The organism is Variovorax sp. HW608 (assembly GCF_900090195.1).
In the GTDB taxonomy this organism is placed as follows: domain Bacteria; phylum Pseudomonadota; class Gammaproteobacteria; order Burkholderiales; family Burkholderiaceae_C; genus Variovorax.
In genome coordinates this window covers 4,995,554-5,018,372 of the sequence record NZ_LT607803.1, presented here as the reverse complement: position 1 = coordinate 5,018,372, position 22,819 = coordinate 4,995,554, and the positions used below count along the sequence as shown (strand labels likewise).

Here is a 22,819-nt window from a genome sequence, read left to right as displayed (position 1 = left end):
TGCTGCTACCCTGACCGAACCCGCAGTCAGAGTAGGAATGTCAGTCACCCAACACCCCCTCCACAGATCCGTACGTGCGGAGCTACCGCATACGGCTCCTGCCTTGGGTCATGACGATCAGACGCTGGTGCGGGTAGGGGTGGCAGATGTTCGGGACAGGCAGCCAGTGCGCCATCAAGCGATACATGCGTCGCCAAGGCAGGTCGTGGCTCTGGCTGCGGCGGCACAGCGTGCGATGCCACAGCCCGACGACCTGATGGCGGAATGTCCTCAGCCGCGCGCCGTTGCACGGCACGCCGAAGTAGCGCGCATGCCCAGTCACCACCGCCCGCAGGTACTGGCCCTGCTCCGGGATGGGTTGGTGCATGCGCCTTCTGAGTTCGAGCTTGATCACCTGCAGCTTGGCTCGCAGGCGTTTGGCACTGGTGAGTCGCAGGACCATGAACTTGCCCTTTCGGGTCGTCCCGCAGCAATGCGTGAACCCCAGGAAGTCGAAGGTCTGCGGCTTGCCTTGTCCCTTGCGGCGTCGGTTCTCGTGGGCGAAGCGCCCGAACTCGATCAGCCGCGTCTTCTCGGGATGCAGCTTCAACCCGAACTGGCCCAGCCGCTCGGCCACCGCGCGCTGGAAGCGCTCGGCGTCATCACGGAACTGGAACCCCGCAACCCAATCGTCGGCGTAGCGCACGACGATCACGTCACCCCGGGCATGGCGCCCCCTCCACTGCTTCACCCACAGGTCCAACGCATAGTGCAGGTAGATGTTGGCCAGCAGCGGACTGATGCTCCCGCCCTGAACCGTCCCCAACTCACCTTGCGTGAGCCTGCCGTCCTCCAGCACGCCCGCGTGCAGCCATTTCTTGATCAGCCGCACCACGCGCGTGTCAGCCACGCGATGTTCGATGAACTTCACCAGCCAGTCCCTTTCGATCGTGTCGAAGAACTTGGCGATGTCCGCATCGAGTATCCAGTTCACCTTCCTTGCGCCCACACCCACCGCCACGGCATCCAGCGCGTTGTGCGCGCTGCGCCCGGGCCTGAAGCCGTAGCTGAACCCGAGGAAGTCCTGCTCGTAGATGGCGTTCAACACTTCGACCGTGGCACGCTGGACGAGCTTGTCCTCCAGCGCCGGCACGCCCAGCGGGCGCTTGCTGCCGTCGGCCTTGTCGATGTACACCCTCTTCACAGGCTGGGGCCGGTAGCCCCCTCGGGCCAGCCGCTCGGACAACTCCAGGAGATTGCCCTCCAGGTCCTGTCCGTACGTCTGCCAGGTCTGGCCGTCCACCCCGGCGGCCGCGTCGCGCTTGAGCGCGAGGTAAGCCGCCCGCAGGCGTTCGACCGCGTAGATGTGATGCAGCAGTCCCGTGAACCTCGCATCACGACGGCCCTTTGCCGTCTGTCGTATGCCATCGAGCGCGGTTCCCATGTCATAGACCCGCACCGATCTGCGGGACATGCGCGCCGCGATGGCATTTCCCTTGGCCTGCCGCCTTCCCTCCACCACCTCCGCCGCCGCAGGAGCTTCCCCCGCAGCCTTGTTCGGCAGCTTCTTCGGTACTACGCAGCAGTCCGACTTCCCGCGCCTGTGGCTCATCGTCGTACGCCCTTGGGCTTCACGATGCGCTCTGCAGCCAGCGCTTCCCAGCGCTGCGCAGAAGGACGCGGGATCTCCCGGTTCCCGAACAAAGTGCTTGCGTGCGTGCTCGGGGTCTTTGACCGCGCGGGGTCCGCCTCTGCCTCGCCAATGCGGCAGCGACGGTGTGACCTTCGGCATTCTCCTACTGCCTCGGCACCCCGGACCACCCGCAGCTGTCGCCACGGGGCATGTATTACGCGGCTCGATACCCGGCCCGCTCGTCCCCCTATCAACGCTTCGCCCACACCCTCGCGGATGTGCACGCATGACTCGGGGCCGCCGTAGCTGGCTAAGCCTTCAACGTATGAAACTTTCATTCACAACACTTTGCCGGTTTTGACCGGCGCACAGGAGACAACCCATGATCGTCGGCATGAACCACTTCACCGTGATCGCGGAGGACCCGAAGGCGACGCTGGACTTCTACACCGGCCTGCTCGGCCTGCGGGTCGGCCACCGGCCCGACCTCGGCTTCGATGGCGCATGGCTCTACGGCGATGCGCCGCAGTCGGTGCTGCACCTCTTCTTCGACCGCCCGGCGCCCGCCCAGCGCGCGGGCGTGATCGACCACATTGCCTTCACCGCGCGGGGCTTGCGCGAAATGAAGGCGCGGTTCGATGACAGCGGCACGAAGTACGACCTGCGCCGGCTCGCCGGCGCAGGGACGTGGCAACTGTTCTGCCACGACCCGAACGGTGCGAAGGTGGAGCTGGATTTCGATCCGTCGGAGACGCTTTATACCAATTTGCGTTCAATAGATTAGATATCATGTCTGTCCACGTACTTCAAGGAGTCGTGGATGAAGAGTCTGATCGTTGGGGATAAGGCGACCGTGATGCGCTTGGCAGAACGGCTCAAGCAAGCCGACAGCCATGCGCAGTACCAGCGCATCCAGTGCGTGCTGATCAGGGCCACGCTGGGCAGCTCGGCCGCGCAGATTGCACAGTTGCTGGGTTGGTCAACCACCACCGTGCATGTGATGCACTCTCGATGGGCCAAGGAAGGTGATGCCATCTTCGATCTTCGAGGCCGCGGTGGCAGACACCACCAGCATTTGAGCGCCGAACAGGAGCAGGAGTTGCTGGCACCCTTCGTCGAACGCGCACAGGCAGGCGGGATGTTGACGGTAGCTGAGATCCAGCAGGCCTACCAGAAGCAACTCGGCAAGGCGGTGGCGCCCTCGACGATCTATCGGCTGCTCGACCGTCACGGCTGGCGCAAGGTCGTGCCCCGGCCCCGGCATCCCAAGGCGGACGTCGCGGCACAGGCCGCCTTTAAAAAAACTCCGCCGCCAGGTACGCCAAGAGGTCGTGCGCCAGGCTGAACAAGGTCGCGCGGTGCGGCTGATGTTCCAGGACGAGGGGCGATTCGGATTGCTGGGCACGCCGCGTCGCTGCTGGGCGCCACACCGCATTCGACCTGTCGTCGGCGCTCGCCTGGAGCGCAAGTACATCTATGCCTTCAGTGCCGTCAGCCCACACGACGGCGTGATGGACAGCCTCGTGCTGCCCTGGGTGAACGCCGAGACCATGTCGCTATTCCTGGCCGAGGTCGCCCAGCGCCATGTCGAGGAATTCATCGTGATGGTCATGGACCAGGCGGGCTGGCATCTGGCAGGTCAACTCGCGGTCCCGGATCACATGCGACTGATCTACCTGCCTCCGTACAGCCCCGAACTCAACCCGGCCGAGCATCTGTGGGAGGCGATTCGCGAGGACTGCTTTGCCAACCATGTCTTCGCCAACCTCGACGCCGTCGAACGCGCCCTCACGACAGGGCTGGTGGCGCTCGAATCAGATCACGAGAGAACCCGATCGATGACCGGTTTCGATTGGATAACTTCTATATCTTTGAACGCAACTTAGTATTAGGCGCCGCGCTCACTCGGGCTTGATCGCGGCCGCCCGCACGATCCGCCCATTGCTCTCGAACTCGCTCGCGATCTCGGTCGCGAACTCTTCGGCACGGCCGCCGGTCGGCACGTTGTCGGTCGATTGCAGCCGAGCGCGGAGATCGGGACTCGCGAGCGCCTTGTTGATCTCGACGTTGTACTTCTCGATCAGGATCGGCGACGTCCCCGCCGGCGCGAAGACGCCGAAGAGCGAGGACTGGTTGGCGTCCCCGTAGCCCAGTTCGGCCAGCGTCGGCACCTTGGGCAGGCTCTCGAGCCGCTTCGGCGCAGCTACCGCCAGCGGGCGCAGCTTGCCGGTCTGGATCTGCGCCGCGACCGACGGGCCGGCGTTGGTCGAGAGGATCTCGAACTGTCCGCCGACCGCATCGTTCAGCTGCTGGCCACCCCCCTTGTAAGGGATGTGCGTGATGTCGACATTCGCCGCTGCGCGCACCTGCTCGAGCACGATGTGGCCGAGCGAGGCCTGCCCCGACGTGGCCCAGCGCACCGCACCGGGACGTGCGCGCGCATCGTCGAGCAGGGTCTTGAAATCGCGCGTGCCGGTGGCCGGTGTCGCGAGCAGCAGCACCGGCGAATACATCACGCTGGCCACCGGCGCGATGTCCTTCAGCGGATCGAAGGGCGACTTGGTGAGGTGCGGGTTGAGCACCAGCGGGCTGACGGACGAGAAGCCCAGCGTCGCCCCGTTGGGCGCGGCCTTCGCGACCGCGTCCATGCCGATGGTGCCGCTCGCGCCGGCCCGGTTCTCGACGATGAAGGTGACGCCGAGTTGCGCCGAGAGCTTGTCGGCCAGCGCGCGCGCGACCACGTCGCTGACGCCGCCCGAGGGATAGGCCACGATGAGCCGGACGGTCTTGGGCACCGCTTGCCCGTACGCAGCCGCTGCGGCTAGGGCAAGCCCCATGGCGCCCACGACGGCTCGCAAGCGTTTATTCAAGAACATCATTCAACTCCTCATCCTCTCGGGTGGTGATGCGCGTGCAGCTGCTTGAGGCGCTCGCGCGCGACGTGCGTGTAGATGGTGGTGGTCGAGATGTCCGCGTGCCCGAGCAGCAATTGCACCGCCCGAAGGTCCGCGCCGTGGTTGAGCAGGTGCGTCGCGAACGCATGCCGCAGCGTGTGCGGCGACAGCGGGACATGGATGCCCGCAGCCTGCGCCTGCTTCTTGACGATGACCCAGAACATCGCGCGCGTCATGCCCGCGCCGCGGTTCGTCACGAACAGGTCCTGCGTCTGCTGGCCGTCGAGGATCGCGGGGCGCGACTCGTGCAGGTAGCGCTCGATCCAGCGCCGCGCCTCGCCGCCGAAGGGCACCAGCCGCTCCTTGCTGCCCTTGCCGAGCACCCGCAGCACGCCGTCGTTCAGGCTCATCTCGAACACCTTGAGCGCGACCAGCTCGCTCACCCGAAGGCCGCTCGCGTACATCAGCTCCAGCATCGCGCGGTCGCGCAGGCCGAGCGGCGTTTCGACATCCGGCGCGGCGAGCAGGTCGTCCACCTGCTTTTCGGAGAGGGTCTTGATCGCACGCGGCATCTGCCGCGCCGGCATCAGCCGCAGGCTGGGATCGGCCGCGATGCGGCGCTCGCGCAGCGCCCAGCGGTAGTAGCGCTTGAACACGGTCAGCCGCCGGTTGGCCGAGGTCGCCTTGCCCTTGTCGGACAGCCGCACGCCCATGTAGGCCTGCAGGTCGATCTCGTGCGCGCCATCGAGCGCCTTGGCGCGCTCGGCGGCGAGCCACTTGGCGAACAGTTCCAGATCGCGGCGGTATGCGGCCAGCGTGTTCCTGGAAAGTCCGTCCTCCAGCCAGAGGGCGTCGATGAACTCGTCGATTTCAGTGGATTCGGTGACCGCGGTCATGCGGGGCAAGATAGCAAAAAAGCAAAAGGGCCGGCGTGGACGGGCCGGCCGCGCGGCGCCACGGCAAAAAAAATCGATCGGGAAGCGGCGCTGTGCCCGTTCCATAGGCATCGCAATGGAAGCCAAGCGGAATGCGGGTCCGGCGAGATGCCCACTTCGTTATCCACAGAGTCATCCACCGCCCAAGGGGAAAACAGGGCCTTGACTTACGTGTTTTGGTGCACTGCACAAACACGCTTTTCCCATTGGAAGCAGCCCATCCTGCGTGCGTTGAGCACGGCGTTGCAGCAAGCCATGTTGGTGCATCGTGCCCCATTCTTTTCCACAACGGGATGCAAGCGGCAACTCACTTGCGGCGCACGCGTCCGATCTGGCGCATGTCGTGCTTAAACTGGCCGCCTCATGAATCGCGAGCCTGATTTTCTTGCGCACCTGCGCGCCGAACTATCGGGCGGCCGCATGTGGATCGACCGGGCCATCGTGCTTTGCTATGCCATCGCCGCCGGATTGCTCGTGGTGGGCTTCACCCTGATCAGCGACTGGGTGTTCGGACACTTCCAGCGCCTCTACGGCCGCTGGCCCTGGGCCATTCTTCTGACCACGCCGCTCATCACCGCGGGCATCGTGTGGCTGACCCGGCGTTACTTCCCCGGCGCGGGCGGCTCGGGCATTCCGCAGGTCAAGGCGGCGCTGCATCAGGACCTGCCGCACGAGAAGCGCTTCTTCTTCGCCTCGCTGCGGCTCACGCTCGCCAAGATCGGGCTCGGCGCGGCGGGCTTCGCGGCCGGGTTGTCGATCGGGCGCGAAGGCCCTTCGGTGCAGGTCGCCGCCGGCGTGATGCAGCATGCGCGGCGCTGGCTTTCGCCGGGCAGCACGATCGACGGACGCGCGCTGCTGGTGGCCGGCGGGGCGGCCGGCATCGCGGCGGCGTTCAATGCGCCGCTCGCGGGCGTGGTGTTCGCGATCGAGGAACTGACGGGGCGGCTCGAGACACGCTCCAGCGGCCTGATCATCACCGCGATCGTCCTGGCCGGCCTGGTGGCGGTGTCGGTGTTCGGCAACGTGAGCTACTTCGGCGTGATCCACGTGCCGCGGCTGGGCTGGGATTTGCTCGGGCCCGGGCTGCTGGTGGCGCTGGCGAGCGGCGCCGCGGGCGGGCTGTTCGCGCGGCTCATGACCGCCTCGCTGACCGGCGCAAGCGGACGCTTCAATACATGGCGGGCGCGCTATCCGGTGCGCTTCGCGGCCGCGCTCGGACTGTGCGTCGCCATCATCGGGCTCGCCACGGGCGGCATCACCTTCGGCGCGGGTTCGGAAGCCGTCAAGCAGATGCTCCGGGGCCATGACGAGCTGACGCCGCTCTACACGCTCCTCAAGTTCGTCGCCACCTGGCTCACGGCCTGGAGCGGCGTGCCGGGCGGCATCTTCGCGCCTTCGCTGTCGATCGGCGCGGGCATCGGCGATGCGATCTCGGCGATCGCCAATGCCGACCTCGCGCCCGCGCTCATCGCGATGGGCATGGCGGCCTTCCTCGCGGCGGTGACGCAGGCGCCGCTCACCGCCATCATCATCGTGATGGAGATGGTCGACGGCCACTCGATGGTGCTGAGCCTGATGGCCGCCGCGATGCTGGCCAGCCTGGTCTCGCGCATGATCAGCCGGCCGCTCTACGACACGCTCGCCGAATACATGGTCTGGCGCGCACGCGACGAAACCGGCTACGCACCCCCTGCCGCGGCGGAACGCGAAGGCGCCGCGAGCGTCAGCCCGTAGCGCGACACCACCTCGACCAGCCTCGCTTTGTCGGGCGGGCCGCCGGCGTTGATCACCGCCGCGACGTCGCGGAAGTACTGCGCGCCGATGTCCGGCGTGAGCACCACGAGCGCGCGCGCCGGCTGCGACCCGCCGTTCCTGAAGCCGTGCACCGAGCCGCGCGGGGTGGACATCCATTCGCCGGGCTTCAGCTCGCGCGTGCCGGCATCGACCGGATTTTCAACTGCGGGAGGCGGGCTGGTAGCCTCGCGGCAATGGATTCCCTGATCGCCGCCTCCGCACGCGCGCTCGCCACCGGCGATGCGCTCGGCGCGCTCAAGCGGGTCGCGCTGCGCGACGACCCGCCCGCGCTGGCGCTGCGCGGCATCGCGATGGCCCAGCTCGGCGAGCACCCGCGCGCCCGCGAGCTGCTGCGGCGCGCGGCGCGCGGCTTCGGCGCGCACGAGGAACTGGCGCGCGCGCGCTGCGTGGTCGCCGAAGCTGAAGTGGCGCTCGCGATGCGCGACCTCGGCGGTTCGCCGCGCGCGCTCATGGCGGCATCGGCCACGCTCGAAGCGCGCGCCGACCGCGCGAATGCCCTGCAGGCGCGGCTGATCGCGGCGCGGCGACTTCTGCTGCTGGGCCGGCTCGACGAGGCCGGGACTGCGCTGGCGCAGCTCGATGCGCACGGCCTGCCGCCGTTGTCCGCCGCCATTGCCGAGCTGACCGGGGCGGAGCTCGGGCTTCGCTCGCTGCGCATCGAAGCGGCGCATGCGGCGCTCGCCCGTGCTGAGGATGCCGCGCGCCAAAGCGGCGTTCCCGCGCTCATGGCCGAGGTCGCGGAGGCACGCGCCGCGCTCGACCGCCCCGCGGCACGGCGGCGGTCCGCGGGCCGCGTCCAGGCTCTGCGCCTGGGCGAAGTCGCCGCGCTCGTGAGCGGCGGTGCGCTGGTGGTGGACGCATGCCGCCATGGCGTCCGCATGGGCGACACATGGCTGCCGCTTGCGCGCCGGCCGGTGTTGTTCGCGCTGGCCCGGTCCCTGGCCGAGGCATGGCCGGGCGACGCCGATCGCGATGCCCTGATCGCGACCGCGTTTCGCATGCGCGAGCCCGACGAGACGCATCGCGCGCGCCTGCGGGTCGAGATCGGCCGGCTGCGTGCACTCGTCAAGCCGATGGCCGATGTCGAGGCCACCGCACAGGGCTTCGTACTCAAGCCACGCGATGAACGCGAAGTCGTTCTGCTCGCCCCGCCGATCGACGGCGAGCAGGCATCGCTCGTGGCGTTGCTGTCGGACGGCGCCGCATGGTCCACCTCCGCGCTCGCGCTGGCGCTGGGCGCGAGCCAGCGCACCGTGCAGCGGGCGCTGGTCGAACTGGAGGCCACGGGGCGCGTGCGTTCGATCGGCCGTGCGCGGGCGCAGCGCTGGCTGGCGCCGCCGCTGGCGGGATTCACGACGATCTTGTTACTCCCCGCGTCGCTGCCGTTTGAATAGAGTGCTCCCAACGGCGCCGCTTCCGGCGCCCAACAGGAGCCCTTGATGAGCAGCAAGACGAGCAAGGACAGCAGCGCCACGCCGACCGCACACGCCGCCGAGGTGGTGCGCGAGTACGGCCCCTTCGCGGGCGCCGATCACATCCACGGCGTGAGCTACGACGGCGAGCGCGTCTGGGCCGCCACCGGCCCCCGGCTGCTCGCCTTCGATCCCGAGAGCGGCGACACCACGCGCACGCTCGACCATGCGTGCGACGCAGGCACTGCCTTCGACGGCAAGCACCTCTACCAGATCGCCGAATCGCGCATCGACAAGATCGATCCGGTCACCGGCAAGACGCTGTCATCGATTCCCGCGCCGGGCAACGGCTTCGACTCGGGCCTCACCTGGGCCGAGGGCAGCCTGTGGGTCGGGCAGTACCGCGACCGCAAGATCCACCAGATCGATCCCGAGACCGGGAAGATCAAGCGCACCATCGAGTCCAACCGCTTCGTCACCGGCGTGACCTGGGTCGACGGCCAGCTCTGGCACGGCACCTGGGAAGACGAGCAAAGCGAGCTTCGCCGCATCGATCCCGAGAGCGGCGAGGTGCTCGAACGCCTGGAGATGCCCAAGGGCACCGGCGTGAGCGGGCTCGAGTCCGACGGCGACGGCCTCTTCTACTGCGGCGGCGGAACGAGCGGAAAAGTCCGCGTCGTGCGGCGGCCGAAGACCGCCGCCTGATGACCTCCCAAATTGCATCCAGGAGCACACCATGACCACATCGACCGCCGTTGAAACGGGCACCGCGAACCATCCTGTGGTCTCGCGAGACCGCTGGGTCGCCGAGCGCAAGGCGCTGCTCGCGCGCGAGAAGGAACTCTCGCACCTGCACGACCAGATCGCCCGCGAACGCCGCGCGCTGCCATGGGTGCGCGTCGACAAGCGCTACGTCTTCGACACGCCCGACGGGCCGCGCACCCTGGCCGACCTGTTCGAAGGGCGCAGCCAGCTCATCGTGCAGCACTTCATGCTCGGCCCGGGATGGGAGCAGGGCTGCGTGGGCTGCTCCTACATGGCGGACCACACCGACGGCATGACGGTGCATCTCGAGCACCGCGACATCGCATGGGTCGCGATCTCGCGCGCGCCACTGGCGGAGATCGAACGCTTCCAGCGCCGCATGGGCTGGAAGTTCAACTGGGTGTCGTCGAACGGCAGCCCCTTCAACCACGACTTCGGCGTCAGCTTCACGCCCGAGGAGACGGCGCGCGGCGAGGTCTACTACAACTATGCGATGCAGGCCTTTCCGCACGAGGAAGCGCCCGGCATCAGCGTCTTCTACAAGGACGAGTCAGGCGAGGTGTTCCACACCTACTCCACCTACGGCCGCGGCGTGGAAGTGATGATGGGCGCCTACAACATGGTGGACCTCACGCCCAAGGGCCGAGATGAAGGCGATGCAGGCATGGGATGGGTGCGCCACCACGACCGCTACGAGCCGGCGCCGAAGAAGAGCTCGGCGGCCGCCGGGTCGTGCTGCAGCTCGCACGGCTGACAGGCGCACGGCGGGCGATGGGGCAAGCGTCATGGCACAGCTCTGGCCCTGGCTGGTGGTCGCGGGCAGCGGCGCCCTTCATGGGCTCAACCCCGCCACCGGCTGGATGTTCGCTGCGGTCTGGGGCCTGCGCTCGGGCGACCGGTCGCAGGCGCTGCGGGCGCTGACGCCGATCGCCGGCGGGCATGCGGCATCGATCGCATTGGTCGCCGTGGCGGTGGCGCTCGGCGTGTCGATGGACCGCGCGCTGCTGCAGGCCATGGCCGCGGGGCTGCTCGTGATCGTGGCGCTCGTGCATCTGTCGGGCCGGAAGTCGCGCCACCCCGATCCGCCTGCGCACGGGCACGGCCCGGTCGGGCATGCGGGCCTGGCGCTCTGGTCCTTCATGATGTCCAGCGCGCACGGCGCGGGCTTGATGCTGGTGCCGGCGCTGGTCCCGCTGTGCATGGGGAGCGCGCCGGGACAGGCGAGCACCGCGTCGGGCGCGCTGGCGCTGGCGCTCGCGGCAGTGGGGATTCACACGGCGGCGATGCTCGCGGTGACCGCCCTGGTCGCCACCGGCATCTGCCACGGTTTCGATGGCGGCAGACGCCTGGTGCGAAAGCTCAATCGAGCTGGAGCTTCTGCTTCGTCACGACTTCCTTGTAGACCTGGTACTCGGCCTTGATCTGCGCGGCGAACTGCTCGGGCGTGTTGGCGACGATCAGCGAGCCGGTGTCCTCGATGCGCTTGCGCACCGCCGGATCCTCGACCGCCTTCTTGACGGCGGCGTTGATCTTGTCGACCACTTCCTTGGGCAGCCCCTTCGGACCGAGGATGCCGTAGTAGGCCATGCGGTTCACCGGCTCCAGGCCGACTTCCTTGAAGGTCGGCACGTCGGGCAGTTCCTTGAGCCGCTGCGGCGCCGCGACCACGATCGGCACCAGCCTGCCGCTCTTGATGAAGGGCAGCGCCGAAGGAATGTTGTCGAACATGATCGGCACCTGGCCCGCCACCACGTCGTTGAGCGCCGGGCCCGCGCCGCGATACGGGATGTGGGTCACGTAGGTGTTGGTGAGGCTCTTGTAGAGCTCCATCAGCAGGTGGCCGATGCCGCCCGTGCCCGACGAGGCGTACGAATACTTGCCCGGGTTCTTCTTGATCGCGGCGAGGAACTCGGCGTAGTTCTTCGCCGGGAAGCCCGGATGCACCGCGATGATGTTCGGCGTTGCCGCGATGTTGATGATCGGCGTGAAGTCGTTGATCGGGTCGTACGGCGTCTTCGGGTTGATCGCCGGATTCGCCGCCGTGCTCGACACCGTCGCGATGCCGAGCTTGTAGCCATCCGGCGCGGCGCGCGCGGTCTCGGCCGCGCCGACGATGCCGCCGCCGCCCGCCTTGTTGATCACCACCACGCTCTGCCCCAGCGCCTTGGTCAGCGGTTCGGCAATCACGCGCGCGACGATGTCGGTGGTGCCGCCCGGCGCGAACGGCACCTGCAGTTCGATGGACCGGTTCGGGTAACTGCTCTGCGCCCAGCTGGACCCTGCGACCGCGAACAGCGCGGCTGCGCCGGCGAACGCATTCCATTGACGACGGTTCATTGAATGGCCTCCTTGAGCCAAGAAGAAACGAAAAGTCTGGATGCTAGCGGCTCGCTCGCCGCGCTACCTCGTGGATAACCCACAAGAGACCAGCGTTTATCCTCGACCGGGTGAACTATGCGCAGCTTCTCTTCCCGGACTTCTCACTCATCGCCTGCGGCTGGCTCCTGTGCCGCTACACCGCACTCAACCGCCTCGTGTGGGACCAGGTCGAAAGCCTCGTCTACTATTTCCTCTTCCCGGTGCTGCTGTTCCATTCGATCGTGCGCAGCCCGCTCGACTTCAACGCCACCTCGAACCTGCTGACAGCGGGCGTCGGCGTCGGGCTCTCGGGCATCGCGCTCGCTTACGCCCTGCCCTTCCTGCCGCTGATCGGCGCGCGCATCGACCGGCGCGAGCACGCGGCGAGCGCGCAGATCGCCTTCCGCTTCAACTCGTTCATCTGCCTCGCGCTCGCGGGCCGCGTGGGCGGACCCGAGGGGCTCTTGATGATCGCGGTGCTGATCGGCGTGTGCGTGCCGATGTTCAACATCGCCGCGGTGTGGCCGATGGCGCGGCATGCTGGGGCCGGCTTCGCGCGCCAGCTCGCGCGCAATCCGCTCATCATCGCGACGGTCACCGGGCTCATCGCCAACCTGCTGGGGCTGGCGGTGCCGACGTGGCTCGAACCCACGCTCGCGCGCATCGGGGCGTCATCGCTCGCGCTGGGGCTGATGGCGGCCGGCGCTGGCATGCAGTTCGCGTCGCTCGCACGCGGCAAGCTGCTCGCGGTCTCGCTGCTCGCGATCCGTCATCTGGCCCTGCCGCTCATCGGCTGGAGCCTCGCGGTCGCGCTCAAGCTCGACGCGGCGCAGGCAGCAGTGCTGATGACCTTCGCCGCGGTGCCGACCGCATCGAGCGCCTACGTGCTCGCGGCGCGCATGGGCTACAACGGGCCCTACGTCGCGGGGCTGGTCACGCTTTCGACGCTGCTGGGCGTGGCGAGCCTGCCCTTTGCGCTGTCGCTGATCTCGCGCTGAGGCCGGCCCTGCCGGAAAGCGCGCCAGCGGCTACGATGCGCCGATGCGCTACTTCCTCGCCGCCGTCGCTGCAGCGTCGCTCGCGGGCGCCGCGCAGGCGCAGGACTACACGCGCTATCAGGGCGCATGGAACGGCTCTTTCCTGCTCTACTTCGCGCAGCAGGACGGCGGTGCGCTGGGGCCGCCCATGGTCTACCCCGGCACGCTCCAGATCGAGCAGGACGGCACCGTGCACGGCAGCGTGCCCGATGCGGCCTGCCTGATGGCCGGCACGAGCGCCGACTACGTATCGCCGGTCAACGCGACGATCGACCTCGACGTGAGCGGCTGTCACGACGTGCGCTTCAACGGCCGCTACAGCGGCAAGCTGCTGAACAATCCGGCGCTGAAATACGCCTCGATCCGGCTGAGCTCCACGCACTCGCTCGAAACCGGCACCGCGCAGATCTCCGCCATCATCCGGCACTGAGACCGAGCGCCCATTCGACATGCTCGCGCACCAGCGCGCTCGGGTGCGACAGGCGCGTTTCCAGCGCTGCGCGGGCGCTTTCATCGCCCGCACGCAGCGCATTGCCGAGCGCGATCGCCACGTTGCGCAGCCAGCGTTCATGGCCGATGCGGCGGATCGGACTGCCCTCGGTGTGGCGCAGGAATTCTTCTTCGCTCCAGGCGAAGAGCTCGGCCAGCTGCCGGCCGGTGAGCCCTTCGCGCGCATCGAAATCCGGCAGCGCGCTCTGCCTGGCGAACTTGTTCCACGGGCAGATGAGCTGGCAGTCGTCGCAGCCGTAGACGCGGTTCGCCATCAGCGGCCGCAACTCCACCGGGATCGGCCCCGCATGCTCGATGGTGAGGTAGGAAATGCAACGCCGCGCGTCGAGCCGGTAGGGCGCGATGATGGCCCCCGTCGGGCAGACGTCGATGCAGGCGCGGCAACTGCCGCAATGCGCGCCGACCGGCTCGCTCGGCGGCAGCGCCATGTCGACGTAGATCTCGCCGAGGAAGAACATCGACCCGGCCTCGCGGTCCAGCACCAGCGTGTGCTTGCCGCGCCAGCCCTGGCCGCTGCGCGATGCGAGCTCGGCTTCGAGCACCGGTGCGGAGTCGGTGAAGGCGCGGTGGCCGAAGGGTCCGACCTCCTCTGCGATGCGCTCCGCCAGCTTCGAGAGGCGCGAGCGCAGGACCTTGTGGTAGTCCCTTCCGCGCGCGTAGAGCGACACGATGCCTTCGCCGCGCCGCTCGAGCCGCGCGAACTCCACGGCCTGCCAGCCGTCGGGCGTGCCGCGCGGCAGATAGTCCATGCGCGCGGTGATCACCGACACCGTGCCCGGCACCAGCTCGGCCGGACGTGCGCGCCGCATGCCATGCGCGGCCATGTAGTGCATCTCGCCGTGAAAGCCCTCTGCAAGCCACTGCCTGAGGCCCGGCTCGGCACTCGACAGATCGACACCCGCAACCCCGATTTGGGAGAATCCAAGTTCCCGGGCCAGCGCCCGAATCCGACTCACGAGTTGATGGCTGCCGATCACCTGCCGATTGTAGAAACGCACAGCGTCACGCGCGTCTGGCGCACTGAATCCGACACGCAAGCATTGGCTCGCGCGCTCGCGTCATCGCCGGCGCTGCGTGATGCGTTCATCTCACTGCAGGGCGATCTCGGCGCGGGCAAGACCACCTTCGTGCGCCACTTGCTGCGTTCGCTCGGCATCACGGGCCGCATCAAGAGCCCGACCTATGCAGTGGTGGAACCGCACGAGGCACCCGATGGACTCGCGATCTTTCATTTCGACTTCTACCGCTTCAGCGATCCGCGCGAATGGGAAGACGCGGGCTTCCGCGACATCTTCGCGGGCCCCGGCGTCAAGCTGGCCGAATGGCCCGAGAACGCCGCAGGGCGCATCCCGCTTGCGGATCTTGCTATTAAAATCGAAGCAATGACCGACGACACCCGCACCGTGACCCTGCGCGCCAATACCGAGCGCGGCAGCCGGTTGCTCAACGCTGCATGAGCGCCGCGCCGGGCCGCCCCAAGCAAGCTCGGCCTTGCAGGCCGCGCCGCTGCGAGACGCAGCGGCTCTTTATGCCGTCCAAGCCTGCGCAGGCAGGCTTGGAGCCGCGGCATTCAGCCCCCTCGGGGGGCAGCGAGGACACGTCAGTGCCGAGCGTGGGGGCTTCATGAACGCCGAAGGATTCAAACGCCGCGCACTGCTGCAAGGCGGCAGTCTCGCCCTCCTGCTCGGCATTCACGAGATCGCGCGCGGCGCGACCATCGTCGCGGTGCGCGTCTGGCCCGCCGAGGATTACACGCGCGTCACCATCGAATCCGACGGGCGATTGAATTCACAGCAGCTCGTCGTCGGCAATCCGCCCCGGCTCGCGGTGGACATCGAGGGCATCGACCTCAACCCCGCGCTTCGCGAGCTGGTCGGCAAGATCAAGCCCGACGACCCCTACATCAACGGCCTGCGCGTCGGCCAGTTCGCGCCGAGCGTGGTGCGGATCGTGTTCGATCTCAAGCAGGCGGTCGCGCCGCAGGTCTTCTCGCTCGCGCCGGTGGCGGCCTATCGCGACCGGCTGGTGCTCGACCTCTATCCGCAGAAGCCGATCGATCCGCTCGAGACCTTCATCGCCGAGCGCATGCGCGAGGTGCCAAAGACGCAGGCATCGCGCAATGCACCGCCGGTCGCCGAGGCGCCTGCCGCAGCGAGCGCCGGCAGCGAAGCGCCCGATCCGCTCGGCGACCTGATGGCGCAGCAGTCGGTGCGCGCGTCGCAGCAGCCCTCTTCCGCCGCGTCCGCTGCTGCGGCCGGGCGCGCGCCTGCCGGCGGCCTGCCGCTGCAGGTCCCGCCGGTGGCCAGCGCCCCGCCCCCCGCGCCCGCGCCCGCGCGCGGCGGCGCGATGCCGAACCAGACCGACCGCATCATCATCGTCGCACTCGACCCCGGCCACGGCGGCGAGGACCCGGGCGCGATCGGCTCGAACGGCACGCGCGAAAAGGACATCGTGCTGCAGATCGCGCACCGCCTGCGCGAGCGGATCAACGCGAGCAGCGTCAACGGCAATCCGATGCGCGCCTTCCTCACGCGCGATGCGGACTTCTTCGTGCCGCTCGGCACGCGCGTCCAGAAGGCGCGCCGGGTGCAGGCCGACCTCTTCGTGAGCATCCATGCGGACGCCTTCACCACGCCCGACGCACGCGGCGCGAGCGTGTTCGCGCTGAGCCAGGGCGGCGCATCGAGCAGCGCCGCGCGCTGGCTCGCGAACAAGGAAAACCAGGCCGACAAGGTCGGCGGCGTGAACGTGGGCGACCACGAGGTGCAGGTGCAGCGCGCGCTGCTCGACATGAGCACCACGGCGCAGATCAACGACAGCCTGCGTCTCGGCGGCGCGATGCTCGGGGAAATCCGCGGCATCGGGGCGCGCCTGCACAAGGGGCAGGTCGAACAGGCCGGTTTCGCGGTGCTCAAGGCGCCGGACATCCCGAGCGTGCTGGTCGAGACCGCCTTCATCAGCAACCCCGAGGAAGAAAGCAAGCTGCGCAGCACGGCCTACCAGGAAGACCTCGCGGATGCGCTGATGCGCGGCATTCAGCGCTACTTCGCGCAGAACCCGCCCCTGGCACGCAGCCGGCAGTTGTAGCCCCGGTGCAGCGACCGCTCACTTGAGCTCGATCTGCGGGTGCCGCACCGGCAGCTGTTCCTTGGCGCCGCAAGAGCGCATCGAGGCCTTCTTGAGGTTGTCGATCTCGCCCTTCGATGCGGGCGGTGAAGCGCGGAACGCGGTCGCGAAGGCCTCGGCGCTGCAGCTGCAGAAGTCGCCATGGCTCGGCTGCCGGCTGGCGTTCGAGATGCAGTCCTGCCGGAACCACGCATAGATGCTCGATTTCGCGGCCGGGCATTGCTGCAGCAGCTTGTAGTCGCGCACGAGCGCCCGGCGACGGAAGGTGGAGCCGGTTTCCTTCACGGCCTCCCTGTAGCCTTCGGTGAGGCAGCGGCAGTCGTAGAGCTCGGGGTAGTCCTCGTTCTTGGCGCAGGCGACCGCGAAGCGCTGCACCTCGCGCTCCAGCTTGGCCGCGGGCGCCGCGCCCGCACCGTGCGCGCACGCCAGCGCCGCAGCCACCACCAGCAACGCGCGTATCGCGCATATCGCGCGCCAGGCCCCGTTCATCCGTTCTCCTCTGGAGCCGCCACGCGGCGGCGACGATGACGATGTTGCCGGGTCTTGCGCCGGATGTATATGGCGGCTTCCACGAAAGTTGAAACGTGACGGCGTGACGGACCATCCAATGGGCAAGAGAAGCACGCATGTCACACATCGCATCCACTCCCACACCTTCATGCCCGCCCTCGCCGCAGGACTCCGATGCCGGGCTCGCGGTCCGCGCCGCCGGCGGCGAAGGGCAGGCCTTCGCGCTCATCATGCGGCGGCACAACCAGCTGCTGTTCCGCACCGCACGCAGCATCCTGCGGAACGACGACGAAGCGGAGGACGCTCTGCAGGAAGCGTACCTGCGCGCCTGGCGCGCGATCGGCAGCTTCCGCGAGGAGGCCCGCCTCTCGACCTGGCTCGCGCGCATCGTCATCAACGAAGCCCTCGCGCGCCTGCGCCGCCATGGCGCCCAGGTGATCCCGCTCGACAGCGCGATCGATGCCGCCGCCGATACCGGCGAGCCATGGGAGGAAGCCGATCCCGACCTTCAACCGGAGCGCATGGCCATGCGGCAGGAAATCCGAAACCTCATCGAGCGCCGCATCGACCGGCTGCCCGAGGCCTACCGCACCGTGTTCATGCTGCGCGCGGTCCAGGAGATGAGCGTTTCGGAAACCGCCGAGGCGCTCCAGCTCAACGAGGCCACGGTGCGTACGCGCTTCCTGCGTGCGCGCGGCATGCTGCGCGAGCACCTTTCGCGCGACATCGACCTTGCGCTCGGCGACGCCTTCTCGTTCGCCGGCGCACGCTGCGACCGCATCGTGGCCGGCGTGCTCGCAAGAATTGACCCGACCCACCACTGAAGGGAGCCATCATGTCGTTCTTCCGGATGCCAACGACCGCCGCCGCGCGGCGTCTCTTTCTCGGCCAGACGGGGCTCGTGCTCTCCGGCACGGCAGTCGCGCTGCTGGCCGGCGACCATGCGCTCGCGGCCAAGGCCGGTGGCGACGGCGCCAACGACGTGCGCATCCTCAACACCGCGCTGGGCGCGGAGCTCGAGGCCGTCGCGGCCTATCAGCTCGGCGCCGAAAGCAAGCTGCTCGAGAAACCGGTGCTCGACCTGGCGACCACCTTCCAGGGCCATCACAGGCAGCATGCGGAACTGCTCGCCGCGACCATCTCGAAGCTGGGCGGCAAACCCGTCACGGCCAAGTCGAAATACGACTTTCCGGCCGAGCAGCTCAAGTCGCAGGCCGACGTGCTGCGCTTCGCGGCGAAGCTCGAACAGGGGGCGGTCAGCGCCTACCTGGGCGCGGTGCCGCTGTTCCACGAGCGCGATCTCTCGAAGGCGGCCGCCAGCATCCTCGGCGACGAGGCGATGCACTGGGCCGTGCTGCGCCAGGCCGTGGGCGAGCCGCCCGTTCCTGCGGCTTTCGTGTCGTGAATGCGCGCCGCATGGCGACGGCGGTCGCGCTGGCCGCCGGCGCGGCCGTGCCTGCGTTCGCGGCACCGGACGTGGCGCGCGGCGAAGAGATCTACGCGCGATGCATGGCCTGCCACGCACTCGCCAGCGACCGCGTCGGCCCGCGGCATTGCGGACTCTTCGGCCGGCGCGCGGGCAGCATCCCGGGCTACCCCTACTCGGATGCGATGAAGAACTCGCGCATCGTGTGGAACGACAAGACGCTGGACCGCTTTCTCGCGAATCCGCCCGCCACCGTGCCCGGCACCACGATGACCTATGCCGGGGTCGCCGACCCTGCCGAGCGCGCCGACCTGATCGCGTACCTTCGGCACGCCAATGAGACCCCGGCCTGCGGAAGCCGCGCCGAAGCCAGCCGCAGCGCCACTCGCTAAGATCCGGGGTTCGCCATGGCAGCCCCACGCATTCCACGACCTTCGACGCGCCGCTTCACGTGGCTGCTGTGGGTCATGCTGCTCATTCCGGTGGCGCAGGCCGCCAGCCTATGGCACGGCGTGTCTCATGTGGCGCCAGCGGTCCAGGCAGTCCAGCAGGGCGCGCCGACACCCGACGGGCCGCTGTCGCAGGCAGACCACTGCGACCTCTGCCTCATGGCGGCCACCATTCACGGCGGTGCGCTGCCCAGCGCGCCGATCCTGCTCCCGCACCCGCCCGCACGGCACGAAGCGCCGCTCGCGGCTTTCGCCGCCGGCTGGCCGGGATCGCCCGCGCATCCCTACCGCAGCCGCGCGCCGCCCGCTTCCTCGCTCTGATCCGTCGGTCCCACGCCCGCCCGCGCCCCGCGCGGGGCGGGCGCTCTCCAACGTTCCTGCGAGGAGCCTCCGCTCATGCAATTCCTTTCCCGGGCCGGCCTCGTGCTGGCCCTGGCCATGCCGCTCGGCGCACTGGCCGAACCCACGTCCTCCGACGTCGACGCGCTTCGACGGGAGATCCAATCCATGCGCGCCGACTACGAAGCGCGCCTGCAGGCGCTCGAACAGCGCGTCAAGGCGGCCGAGGCCGCCGCGGCGCAGCCGCCCGCCGGCGCCAGTACGGGCGGCACCGCCAGCGCCGCGGCCGCACCGCTCGCCCCCCCACCACCCGCCGCGGCGGCCGTCGCTTCGACGGCTGGCGGTGGCGGTGGCGCGAACTCCTTCAATCCCGCGCTGTCGCTGATCCTCTCGGGTGCCTACACGCGCACGTCGCAGGACCCGGCGAACTACGCGATCACCGGCTTCCCGCTGCCGCCGAACGCAGAGATCGGGCCCGGCACCCGCGGCTTCAGCCTCTCGGAATCGGAGCTCGGCTTCTCGGCCAGCATCGACCCCTGGCTGCGCGGTGCGGCCAACATCGCGCTCAATCCGGACAACTCCGTGTCGGTCGAGGAAGCCTTCATCCAGACGACCTCGCTCGACAACGGGTTCTCGCTCAAAGCGGGCCGCTTCTTCTCGGGCATCGGCTATCTCAATTCGCAGCATTCCCACACCTGGGACTTCGTCGACAACCCGCTTGCCTACCAGGCGATGCTCGGCACGCAGTACGGCGACGACGGCCTGCAGCTGACCTGGATCGCGCCGATCGACCACTACATCGAGCTCGGCGCCGAGATCGGCCGGGGCCGCACCTTTCCGGGCAGCGATTCGAGCAGCAACGGCGCCGGCATGACCGCGCTGACCTTGCATACCGGTGGCGACATCGGCGACAGCAGCAACTGGCGCGCGGGCGTCTCGGTGCTCAACGCCAAGGCGAACAACCAGGCCCTGGTCTCGACGAACGCGGCGGGCGCGACGGTGAACGACATCTTCAACGGCGACACCCGCGTGTGGGTGCTCGATGGCGTGTGGAAGTGGGCACCCAACGGCAACGCCACGCGGACCAACTTCAAGCTGCAGGGCGAATACCTGCACAGCACGCGCAACGGCAACCTGCTCTACGACGTCGGCAACACCGATGCCTTCGGCGACTATCGCGTGGCGCAATCGGGCTGGTACGTGCAGGGCGTCTACCAGTTCATGCCGCGCTGGCGCGTCGGCCTGCGCACCGAAAGGCTCGACCCCGGCACGCCGAGCTTCGGGCTCGCCTCCACCGCACTGTTCAGCGACTACCGGCCGCGCAAGAACTCGATCATGGTCGACTTCAGCCCGAGCGAGTTCTCGCGCATCCGGCTGCAGTTCGCGCAGGACCGCGCGCGCGAAGGCTTCACCGACAACCAGATCACCCTGCAATACCAGATGAGCCTCGGCGCCCACGGCGCCCACAACTACTGATCGACCCACGAACAAGGAGCACACCATGAACTACCGCTCTCGCCTTCCCCTCATCGCCCTGCTGGCCGCACCGCTGATGCTGCTGGCCGCGCCCGCGCAGGCTGCGCTGCGCGTCTTCGCCTGCGAGCCCGAATGGGGCGCGCTCGCGCAGGAGCTCGGCGGCAATCTCGTCGACGTCTCGGTCGCGACCAATGCGCTGCAGGACCCGCACCAGATCCAGGCCAAGCCGAGCCTGATCGCCCGCGCGCGCAGCGCCGACCTCGTGGTCTGCACCGGCGCCGAGCTGGAGATCGGCTGGCTGCCGGTGCTGCTGCAGCAGTCGGGCAACGCGAAGGTGCAGCCCGGCCAGCCAGGCAACTTCGCCGCTGCCGACTTCGTGCGCAAGCTCGAAGTGCCGACGCAGGTCGACCGCTCGCAGGGCGACGTGCACGCGGCGGGCAACCCGCACATCCAGACCGATCCGCGCAACATCGCGCTGGTCGCGACCGCGCTCGGCAAGCGGCTTGCGCAGGTCGATCCGGGCAACGCGGCCGAGTACGCGAAGCGCGGCGCCGACTTCGGCCAGCGCTGGCAGCAGGCGATGGCGCGCTGGAGCACGCAAGCCGCGCCGCTCAAGGGCGCGCCCGTCGTCTCGCAGCACAACGCCTTCGTCTATCTCTACGACTGGCTCGGCATGAAGGAGGTCGCGGTGCTGGAGCCCAAGCCCGGCGTCGAGCCCACGGCCTCGCATCTGCAGGAGGTGCAGGCGACGCTCAAGGGCACGCCCGCGAAGATGGTGATCTACGCCGCCTACCAGGACTCGCGGCCCTCGGACTGGCTCAGCAAGAACGCGGGCACCCCGGCGGTCAAGCTGCCCTTCACCGTGGGCGGCACCGACGGCGCGAAGGACCTGTTCGGCCTCTTCGACGACACGCTCGCGCGGCTGCTCGGCGCCGGGACGAAGTCGTGAACTGGAGCTCGCTCGACGCCGGCATCCTCGGCCCGGCGCTGATCGCCGGCCTGCTGGTGCTCGCCACGCACGTGCCGCTGGGCATGCAGGTGCTGGACCGGGGCATCGTGTTCATCGACCTCGCGATCGCCCAGATCGCGGGCCTCGGCGTGATCGCCGCCGACGCCTTCGGCATGCCCGAGGGCGGCGTCGCGGTGCAGGCGGCGGCCGTCACCGCGGCGCTGCTCGGCGCCTGGCTGCTCACGTGGACCGAACGCCGCGCACCGCAGCAGCAGGAGGCGCTGATCGGCGTGATGTTCATCCTCGCGGCCTGCGCCGGCATCCTGCTGCTGGCGAGCAATCCGCACGGCGGCGAGCATCTGAAGGACCTGCTGGTCGGCCAGATCCTGTGGGTCAACAAGACGCAACTGCTGTGGCTCGGCGGCATCTCCGCCGTGCTGCTGGTCGCGATGCGGCTCGGATGGATCGCGCGGCTGGGCCGCTTCGGCTTCTACGCGGCCTTCGCGCTCGCGGTGACGGCCTCGGTGCAGCTCGTCGGCGTGTACCTCGTGTTCTCGAGCCTCATCATCCCGGCGCTCGGCACCCGGGCGCACGACGGGGCGCGGCGGCTGCGCATCGCCTACGTCGTGGGCGCGCTGGGCTACGCGCTCGGGCTCGCGCTGTCGGCGCTGTTCGACCTGCCTTCGGGCGCGGTGATCGTGTGGACCCTCGCGGCCTGCGCGCTCGCGGGCGCGCTGGTGCTGCGGCCGCGCCTCGTTCAGAGCTTGTAGGTCGACAGCAGGATGCTGGTCTCGCTGTTCGAGATCCCGGGGATCGAGCGGATCGCGGTCAGAACGCGGTCGAAGGCTTCGAGCGTGTCCGCGCGCAACTCGGCCAAGAGGTCCCAGCGGCCGTTGGTGGAATGCAGCGTGATCACGTTCGGATGGCCCCGCAGCGCGCGGCGCACCTCGTCGCCGTTGGGGCCGTCGACCTCGATGCTCATCATCGCGCGGATGCGGTAGGCCTCCGCATCGGGCCGCAGGCGCACCGTGTAGCCGACGATGGTGCCCTCGGCCTCCAGCTTCGCGATGCGGTTCTGCACTGTCGCGCGCGCCACGCGCAGCTTCTGCGCCAGCGCCACCACCGACAGGCGGGCGTTGTCCCTGAGGAGCGCGATGAGCTGACGGTCGATGTCGTCCATGACATGGCATTTTGCTATTCATATCT

At 68.7% G+C, this 22,819-nt stretch carries 27 protein-coding genes; 19 read left to right on the top strand and 8 right to left on the bottom strand.

Annotation, left to right across the window (positions count from 1 at the left end):
- Nucleotides 1-82: 82 nt before the first annotated feature.
- Nucleotides 83-1,591: a group II intron reverse transcriptase/maturase gene (gene ltrA / locus VAR608DRAFT_RS23785; RefSeq protein ID WP_231972940.1), complete on the bottom strand. Its 1,509-nt coding sequence runs from the start codon at nucleotides 1,589-1,591 to the stop codon at nucleotides 83-85.
- Between the two features lie 403 nt (nucleotides 1,592-1,994).
- On the opposite strand from ltrA, the gene VAR608DRAFT_RS23780 reads away from it, so the two are divergent.
- The 3 genes from VAR608DRAFT_RS23780 to VAR608DRAFT_RS38100 are packed head-to-tail and all read left to right on the top strand — an operon-like array spanning nucleotide 1,995 to nucleotide 3,498.
- Complete coding sequence (locus tag VAR608DRAFT_RS23780; RefSeq protein ID WP_088956304.1) at nucleotides 1,995-2,396, top strand: VOC family protein; 402 nt, start codon at nucleotides 1,995-1,997, stop codon at nucleotides 2,394-2,396.
- Nucleotides 2,397-2,432: 36 nt separating this feature from the next.
- Nucleotides 2,433-2,957, top strand: coding sequence for a winged helix-turn-helix domain-containing protein (locus tag VAR608DRAFT_RS23775; RefSeq protein WP_088953016.1), 525 nt, complete (start codon nucleotides 2,433-2,435; stop codon nucleotides 2,955-2,957).
- A complete protein-coding gene (locus VAR608DRAFT_RS38100) occupies nucleotides 2,875-3,498 on the top strand; it encodes an IS630 family transposase (protein WP_231973569.1) in 624 nt (207 codons plus the stop codon). The genes VAR608DRAFT_RS23775 and VAR608DRAFT_RS38100 overlap by 83 nt, the downstream gene beginning before the upstream one ends.
- 15 nt (nucleotides 3,499-3,513) lie before the next feature.
- Here the strand turns inward: VAR608DRAFT_RS38100 and VAR608DRAFT_RS23765 are convergent, their stop codons facing one another.
- Nucleotides 3,514-4,491 (bottom strand): Bug family tripartite tricarboxylate transporter substrate binding protein, encoded by a 978-nt coding sequence (locus tag VAR608DRAFT_RS23765; protein WP_443082884.1) that lies wholly within the window; start codon nucleotides 4,489-4,491, stop codon nucleotides 3,514-3,516.
- An 8-nt stretch (nucleotides 4,492-4,499) separates the two neighbouring features.
- Nucleotides 4,500-5,402 carry a site-specific tyrosine recombinase XerD gene (xerD, locus tag VAR608DRAFT_RS23760; protein ID WP_088956303.1) on the bottom strand — a complete coding sequence of 301 codons (903 nt, stop codon included), beginning with the start codon at nucleotides 5,400-5,402 and terminating at the stop codon, nucleotides 4,500-4,502.
- 402 nt (nucleotides 5,403-5,804) lie between these two features.
- Here xerD and VAR608DRAFT_RS23755 point away from each other — a divergent pair, with 402 nt between their 5' ends.
- Entirely contained in the window at nucleotides 5,805-7,175 is a 1,371-nt protein-coding gene (locus VAR608DRAFT_RS23755; RefSeq protein WP_088956302.1) for a chloride channel protein, read from the top strand.
- Here VAR608DRAFT_RS23755 and VAR608DRAFT_RS23750 read toward each other — a convergent pair.
- On the bottom strand, nucleotides 7,121-7,348 hold the full coding sequence (locus VAR608DRAFT_RS23750; RefSeq protein WP_231972939.1) for a hypothetical protein: 228 nt from the start codon (nucleotides 7,346-7,348) through the stop codon (nucleotides 7,121-7,123). The two genes, VAR608DRAFT_RS23755 and VAR608DRAFT_RS23750, sit on opposite strands and share 55 nt — an antisense overlap.
- A gap of 81 nt (nucleotides 7,349-7,429) precedes the next feature.
- Between VAR608DRAFT_RS23750 and VAR608DRAFT_RS23745 the strand changes: the two genes are divergently transcribed.
- The 4 genes from VAR608DRAFT_RS23745 to VAR608DRAFT_RS23730 are packed head-to-tail and all read left to right on the top strand — an operon-like array spanning nucleotide 7,430 to nucleotide 10,854.
- Nucleotides 7,430-8,650, top strand: a complete 1,221-nt coding sequence (locus VAR608DRAFT_RS23745; protein ID WP_088956301.1) for a helix-turn-helix domain-containing protein — start codon at nucleotides 7,430-7,432, stop codon at nucleotides 8,648-8,650.
- 45 nt (nucleotides 8,651-8,695) lie between these two features.
- Nucleotides 8,696-9,373: a Vgb family protein gene (locus VAR608DRAFT_RS23740; protein ID WP_088956300.1), complete on the top strand. Its 678-nt coding sequence runs from the start codon at nucleotides 8,696-8,698 to the stop codon at nucleotides 9,371-9,373.
- 31 nt (nucleotides 9,374-9,404) lie between these two features.
- Nucleotides 9,405-10,187 carry a DUF899 domain-containing protein gene (locus tag VAR608DRAFT_RS23735; protein ID WP_088956299.1) on the top strand — a complete coding sequence of 261 codons (783 nt, stop codon included), beginning with the start codon at nucleotides 9,405-9,407 and terminating at the stop codon, nucleotides 10,185-10,187.
- Between the two features lie 31 nt (nucleotides 10,188-10,218).
- On the top strand, nucleotides 10,219-10,854 hold the full coding sequence (locus VAR608DRAFT_RS23730; RefSeq protein ID WP_088956298.1) for a hypothetical protein: 636 nt from the start codon (nucleotides 10,219-10,221) through the stop codon (nucleotides 10,852-10,854).
- Here VAR608DRAFT_RS23730 and VAR608DRAFT_RS23725 read toward each other — a convergent pair.
- On the bottom strand, nucleotides 10,793-11,770 hold the full coding sequence (locus VAR608DRAFT_RS23725) for a tripartite tricarboxylate transporter substrate binding protein BugE (RefSeq protein WP_088956297.1): 978 nt from the start codon (nucleotides 11,768-11,770) through the stop codon (nucleotides 10,793-10,795). The two genes, VAR608DRAFT_RS23730 and VAR608DRAFT_RS23725, sit on opposite strands and share 62 nt — an antisense overlap.
- Before the next feature lie 98 nt (nucleotides 11,771-11,868).
- On the opposite strand from VAR608DRAFT_RS23725, the gene VAR608DRAFT_RS23720 reads away from it, so the two are divergent.
- Complete coding sequence (locus tag VAR608DRAFT_RS23720) at nucleotides 11,869-12,789, top strand: AEC family transporter (protein ID WP_088956296.1); 921 nt, start codon at nucleotides 11,869-11,871, stop codon at nucleotides 12,787-12,789.
- Between the two features lie 43 nt (nucleotides 12,790-12,832).
- A complete protein-coding gene (locus VAR608DRAFT_RS23715) occupies nucleotides 12,833-13,258 on the top strand; it encodes a hypothetical protein (protein ID WP_088956295.1) in 426 nt (141 codons plus the stop codon).
- Here VAR608DRAFT_RS23715 and queG read toward each other — a convergent pair.
- Entirely contained in the window at nucleotides 13,245-14,315 is a 1,071-nt protein-coding gene (gene queG / locus VAR608DRAFT_RS23710) for a tRNA epoxyqueuosine(34) reductase QueG (protein ID WP_088956294.1), read from the bottom strand. The two genes, VAR608DRAFT_RS23715 and queG, sit on opposite strands and share 14 nt — an antisense overlap.
- On the opposite strand from queG, the gene tsaE reads away from it, so the two are divergent.
- Together tsaE and VAR608DRAFT_RS23700 are read left to right on the top strand one after the other, a co-directional pair.
- Nucleotides 14,301-14,795: a tRNA (adenosine(37)-N6)-threonylcarbamoyltransferase complex ATPase subunit type 1 TsaE gene (gene tsaE, locus VAR608DRAFT_RS23705; protein ID WP_088956293.1), complete on the top strand. Its 495-nt coding sequence runs from the start codon at nucleotides 14,301-14,303 to the stop codon at nucleotides 14,793-14,795. The genes queG and tsaE overlap by 15 nt on opposite strands.
- A 166-nt stretch (nucleotides 14,796-14,961) precedes the next feature.
- Nucleotides 14,962-16,425 (top strand): N-acetylmuramoyl-L-alanine amidase, encoded by a 1,464-nt coding sequence (locus VAR608DRAFT_RS23700; protein ID WP_088956292.1) that lies wholly within the window; start codon nucleotides 14,962-14,964, stop codon nucleotides 16,423-16,425.
- Nucleotides 16,426-16,443: 18 nt separating this feature from the next.
- Here VAR608DRAFT_RS23700 and VAR608DRAFT_RS23695 read toward each other — a convergent pair whose 3' ends face one another.
- Nucleotides 16,444-16,953, bottom strand: coding sequence for a hypothetical protein (locus tag VAR608DRAFT_RS23695; protein WP_088956291.1), 510 nt, complete (start codon nucleotides 16,951-16,953; stop codon nucleotides 16,444-16,446).
- Nucleotides 16,954-17,090: 137 nt separating this feature from the next.
- On the opposite strand from VAR608DRAFT_RS23695, the gene VAR608DRAFT_RS23690 reads away from it, so the two are divergent.
- From VAR608DRAFT_RS23690 to VAR608DRAFT_RS23660, 7 genes are all read left to right on the top strand, one after another.
- Entirely contained in the window at nucleotides 17,091-17,798 is a 708-nt protein-coding gene (locus tag VAR608DRAFT_RS23690; protein WP_088956290.1) for an RNA polymerase sigma factor, read from the top strand.
- Between the two features lie 11 nt (nucleotides 17,799-17,809).
- Nucleotides 17,810-18,379: a ferritin-like domain-containing protein gene (locus VAR608DRAFT_RS23685; RefSeq protein WP_088956289.1), complete on the top strand. Its 570-nt coding sequence runs from the start codon at nucleotides 17,810-17,812 to the stop codon at nucleotides 18,377-18,379.
- An 11-nt stretch (nucleotides 18,380-18,390) separates the two neighbouring features.
- A complete protein-coding gene (locus VAR608DRAFT_RS23680; protein WP_088956288.1) occupies nucleotides 18,391-18,792 on the top strand; it encodes a c-type cytochrome in 402 nt (133 codons plus the stop codon).
- 15 nt (nucleotides 18,793-18,807) lie between these two features.
- Nucleotides 18,808-19,170 (top strand): hypothetical protein, encoded by a 363-nt coding sequence (locus VAR608DRAFT_RS23675; RefSeq protein ID WP_088956287.1) that lies wholly within the window; start codon nucleotides 18,808-18,810, stop codon nucleotides 19,168-19,170.
- A gap of 75 nt (nucleotides 19,171-19,245) precedes the next feature.
- Nucleotides 19,246-20,664 (top strand): porin, encoded by a 1,419-nt coding sequence (locus VAR608DRAFT_RS23670; protein ID WP_088956286.1) that lies wholly within the window; start codon nucleotides 19,246-19,248, stop codon nucleotides 20,662-20,664.
- Nucleotides 20,665-20,689: 25 nt separating this feature from the next.
- Nucleotides 20,690-21,613: a metal ABC transporter substrate-binding protein gene (locus VAR608DRAFT_RS23665; RefSeq protein ID WP_172843893.1), complete on the top strand. Its 924-nt coding sequence runs from the start codon at nucleotides 20,690-20,692 to the stop codon at nucleotides 21,611-21,613.
- Nucleotides 21,610-22,383 carry a metal ABC transporter permease gene (locus tag VAR608DRAFT_RS23660; RefSeq protein ID WP_088956285.1) on the top strand — a complete coding sequence of 258 codons (774 nt, stop codon included), beginning with the start codon at nucleotides 21,610-21,612 and terminating at the stop codon, nucleotides 22,381-22,383. Before VAR608DRAFT_RS23665 ends, VAR608DRAFT_RS23660 begins: the two co-directional genes overlap by 4 nt.
- Here the strand turns inward: VAR608DRAFT_RS23660 and VAR608DRAFT_RS23655 are convergent.
- Complete coding sequence (locus VAR608DRAFT_RS23655; protein WP_088956284.1) at nucleotides 22,371-22,793, bottom strand: Lrp/AsnC family transcriptional regulator; 423 nt, start codon at nucleotides 22,791-22,793, stop codon at nucleotides 22,371-22,373. The two genes, VAR608DRAFT_RS23660 and VAR608DRAFT_RS23655, sit on opposite strands and share 13 nt — an antisense overlap.
- Nucleotides 22,794-22,819 lie beyond the last annotated feature (26 nt).

What these genes read in the sequence shown, in the direction of transcription:
- VAR608DRAFT_RS23685 (WP_088956289.1), top strand. Translation starts at nt 17,810, where the DNA reads ATGTCGTTCTTCCGGATGCCAACGACCGCCGCCGCGCGGCGTCTCTTT.
- VAR608DRAFT_RS23745 (WP_088956301.1), top strand. Translation starts at nt 7,430, where the DNA reads ATGGATTCCCTGATCGCCGCCTCCGCACGCGCGCTCGCCACCGGCGAT.
- VAR608DRAFT_RS23740 (WP_088956300.1), top strand. Translation starts at nt 8,696, where the DNA reads ATGAGCAGCAAGACGAGCAAGGACAGCAGCGCCACGCCGACCGCACAC.
- VAR608DRAFT_RS23680 (WP_088956288.1), top strand. Translation starts at nt 18,391, where the DNA reads ATGGCGACGGCGGTCGCGCTGGCCGCCGGCGCGGCCGTGCCTGCGTTC.
- VAR608DRAFT_RS23655 (WP_088956284.1), bottom strand. Translation starts at nt 22,793, where the DNA reads ATGGACGACATCGACCGTCAGCTCATCGCGCTCCTCAGGGACAACGCC.
- VAR608DRAFT_RS23665 (WP_172843893.1), top strand. Translation starts at nt 20,690, where the DNA reads ATGAACTACCGCTCTCGCCTTCCCCTCATCGCCCTGCTGGCCGCACCG.
- VAR608DRAFT_RS23675 (WP_088956287.1), top strand. Translation starts at nt 18,808, where the DNA reads ATGGCAGCCCCACGCATTCCACGACCTTCGACGCGCCGCTTCACGTGG.
- VAR608DRAFT_RS23695 (WP_088956291.1), bottom strand. Translation starts at nt 16,953, where the DNA reads ATGAACGGGGCCTGGCGCGCGATATGCGCGATACGCGCGTTGCTGGTG.
- VAR608DRAFT_RS23700 (WP_088956292.1), top strand. Translation starts at nt 14,962, where the DNA reads ATGAACGCCGAAGGATTCAAACGCCGCGCACTGCTGCAAGGCGGCAGT.
- VAR608DRAFT_RS23715 (WP_088956295.1), top strand. Translation starts at nt 12,833, where the DNA reads ATGCGCTACTTCCTCGCCGCCGTCGCTGCAGCGTCGCTCGCGGGCGCC.
- VAR608DRAFT_RS23730 (WP_088956298.1), top strand. Translation starts at nt 10,219, where the DNA reads ATGGCACAGCTCTGGCCCTGGCTGGTGGTCGCGGGCAGCGGCGCCCTT.
- VAR608DRAFT_RS23735 (WP_088956299.1), top strand. Translation starts at nt 9,405, where the DNA reads ATGACCACATCGACCGCCGTTGAAACGGGCACCGCGAACCATCCTGTG.
- VAR608DRAFT_RS23765 (WP_443082884.1), bottom strand. Translation starts at nt 4,491, where the DNA reads ATGATGTTCTTGAATAAACGCTTGCGAGCCGTCGTGGGCGCCATGGGG.
- VAR608DRAFT_RS23775 (WP_088953016.1), top strand. Translation starts at nt 2,433, where the DNA reads ATGAAGAGTCTGATCGTTGGGGATAAGGCGACCGTGATGCGCTTGGCA.
- VAR608DRAFT_RS23780 (WP_088956304.1), top strand. Translation starts at nt 1,995, where the DNA reads ATGATCGTCGGCATGAACCACTTCACCGTGATCGCGGAGGACCCGAAG.
- VAR608DRAFT_RS23690 (WP_088956290.1), top strand. Translation starts at nt 17,091, where the DNA reads ATGTCACACATCGCATCCACTCCCACACCTTCATGCCCGCCCTCGCCG.
- VAR608DRAFT_RS23750 (WP_231972939.1), bottom strand. Translation starts at nt 7,348, where the DNA reads ATGTCCACCCCGCGCGGCTCGGTGCACGGCTTCAGGAACGGCGGGTCG.
- xerD (WP_088956303.1), bottom strand. Translation starts at nt 5,402, where the DNA reads ATGACCGCGGTCACCGAATCCACTGAAATCGACGAGTTCATCGACGCC.
- ltrA (WP_231972940.1), bottom strand. Translation starts at nt 1,591, where the DNA reads ATGAGCCACAGGCGCGGGAAGTCGGACTGCTGCGTAGTACCGAAGAAG.
- tsaE (WP_088956293.1), top strand. Translation starts at nt 14,301, where the DNA reads ATGGCTGCCGATCACCTGCCGATTGTAGAAACGCACAGCGTCACGCGC.
- VAR608DRAFT_RS23725 (WP_088956297.1), bottom strand. Translation starts at nt 11,770, where the DNA reads ATGAACCGTCGTCAATGGAATGCGTTCGCCGGCGCAGCCGCGCTGTTC.
- VAR608DRAFT_RS23755 (WP_088956302.1), top strand. Translation starts at nt 5,805, where the DNA reads ATGAATCGCGAGCCTGATTTTCTTGCGCACCTGCGCGCCGAACTATCG.
- VAR608DRAFT_RS23670 (WP_088956286.1), top strand. Translation starts at nt 19,246, where the DNA reads ATGCAATTCCTTTCCCGGGCCGGCCTCGTGCTGGCCCTGGCCATGCCG.